The sequence below is a fragment of the Novosphingobium sp. 11B genome, from assembly GCF_054589055.1.
This window is the reverse complement of sequence record NZ_BAAILP010000270.1, coordinates 1-2080: the sequence shown is the minus strand read 5'-3', so window position 1 is coordinate 2080 and position 2080 is coordinate 1. Positions and strand designations below refer to the sequence as shown.

3 pseudogenes are annotated in these 2080 nt (G+C 63.4%); 2 read left to right on the top strand and 1 reads right to left on the bottom strand.

From position 1 onward, the window contains the following. Window positions 1–80 precede the first annotated feature (80 nt). A pseudogene (locus tag ACYPYD_RS23030) lies at window positions 81–731 on the bottom strand (integrase core domain-containing protein); the annotation flags it as partial. 63 nt (window positions 732–794) lie between these two features. Here ACYPYD_RS23030 and tnpC point away from each other — a divergent pair. Together tnpC and ACYPYD_RS23020 are read left to right on the top strand one after the other, a co-directional pair. Then, a pseudogene (tnpC, locus tag ACYPYD_RS23025) lies at window positions 795–1649 on the top strand (IS66 family transposase); the annotation flags it as partial. Between the two features lie 54 nt (window positions 1650–1703). Continuing rightward, window positions 1704–2080, top strand: a pseudogene (locus ACYPYD_RS23020) (DDE-type integrase/transposase/recombinase); the annotation flags it as partial.

Sequence of the window (2080 nt, the reverse complement as noted above, 5' to 3'; positions counted from 1 at the left end):
ACGTCAAACCAACGTTTGGCGCCGCATCAATTTCGTCAACCACTGCTCGAGCTCCTCAACGTCTCGCGCAGATCTACCCCTCAAAAACCAACCAGAATACGTGGGGTCGGTGCAGCGGTTACGGCGAAGGCCGCTGGGGTCTCGTATCCAAGGGATGAGTGCGGCCTCTCCTGGTTGTAATCCTCTGCCCAAGCGGCGATCACCACCCGGGCATGGTCGAGGCTCAGGAACAGGGTCTCGTTCAGCAGCTCGTCGCGCATCCGACCGTTGAAGCTCTCGACGTAACCATTCTGCATCGGCTTGCCCGGGGCAATGTAGTGCCACTCCACCCCGACCTCCCCGCACCAGGCGAGGACAGCGTTCGAGGTCAGCTCGGTGAGCTCACGCACCACCCGACGCCCTGAGATCGACGTGTCCGGCACCGCGCGCAGGCACTCGCGGGTTACATCGTCGACGATGTTGAGCACCCGGAAACGACGCCCCGTCGCCAACTGATCATGGACGAAGTCCAGGCTCCACCGTTGATTGGGTAGTGCCAGCACAGGAGCTGGTGCCCGTACGCCGATGGCACGCCGCGGGTTGCGCCTGCGTCGGACCGCCAGCTTCTCCTCGCTATAGAGCCGCTGTGTCTTCTTCCGGTTGATCACCACGCCCTCACGCCGCAGCAGAATGTGCAGCCGACGATAGCCAAATCGACGGCGCTGCTGCGCAAGCTCACGCAGCTTCAACCGACCCATCCGCAAAGCGGTCCGGATGCGCCGATCCTCACGGAACGTCTCGTCGAAGACCAGGCGCTGGGCGGCGAGCGGGTTCATCATGACGACACCCACGTGCCGGTGCTGGCTGCGGGCAAAACCATAACCGGCCGGATCTGGGGCGCTGTGAGGGATGATCGCCCCTTTGGCGGGACCGAACCGCCGGCGGTGGCCTACTGGTATTCGCGCGACCGCAGCGGCGTGCATCCCCAGCGGCAGCTGGAGAATTTCACCGGCATTCTGCAGGCTGATGCCTATGGCGGCTACGATGCTCTTTACGCTCCGGGCCGTAAGGCAGGGCCAATCTACGAAGCCGCCTGCTGGGCGCACGCAAGGCGACCTTTCTACAAGGCCCCACGGACCGATGGTTCGGCGCTCGCTCGCGGCATCGTCACTCGCATGGACGCCATCTTCGCGCTGGAACGTGAGTTCTGGGGCAAAGTACCCGTAGAGCGTCTGGCCTGCCGCCGGGAACACGTAGCTCCCCTGGTAGCCGATCTGGAGCGACATCTGCGTGCGCAGTACGCACGGCTGTCACCCAAGGGCGATCTTGCCAAGGCCATCAACTACATACTGTCGCGGTGGGCAAGCTTTGCCCGCTTCGTCGATGACGGCCGCATCTGCATGACGAACAATGCCGCAGAGCGGCGCGTACGCACCATCGCGGTTGGACGGCGGAACTGGACCTTCTGTGGATCAGATCGCGGAGGTGAGCGCGCCGCCGCCGTCTATATGCTCATCCAGACATGCCGGCTCAACGACGTCGATCCGCATGCCTGGCTTGCATACGTCATCGCGACGATCTCCGATCACCCACAGACCCGCTTGCATGAACTCCTGCCCTGGAATGTAGCGCGTCAGGCCCAGCTTCACACCGACGCCCAGGCAGCCTGATCAGCCATCAGCAAAGCTCGGGCCAACCTGAAGGGTCTTCACCGAACGCATACGGTCAACGTGAAGCGGGTACATCGCCTTTATTGGAGGGCCTATATTTGCGGGCAAAAAGGCCTCGCCGGCACGTCATGGCCGCGCGGCGGGTGGAGCGGCCGCTGCCCTCGCGCAGGAACGAAGTCTGGGCGAGGGACTTCGTGTCCGATGCCCTGTTCAATGGTAAGCGCTTCCGCGCTTTGACCGTCGTTGATGCCTACACCCGTGAGTGCCTGGCGATCCGTGTCGATCAGGGATCAAGGGCGAGCAGGTGGTCGCCGTCATGGATCGCCTGCTGTTCGAGCGCGGCGGCGCACCTGCCAAGATCAGGGTGGACAACGGCCCGGAAATTATCCCTCGGGCGCTCGACCATTGGGCCTACATGAACCGTGTCACGC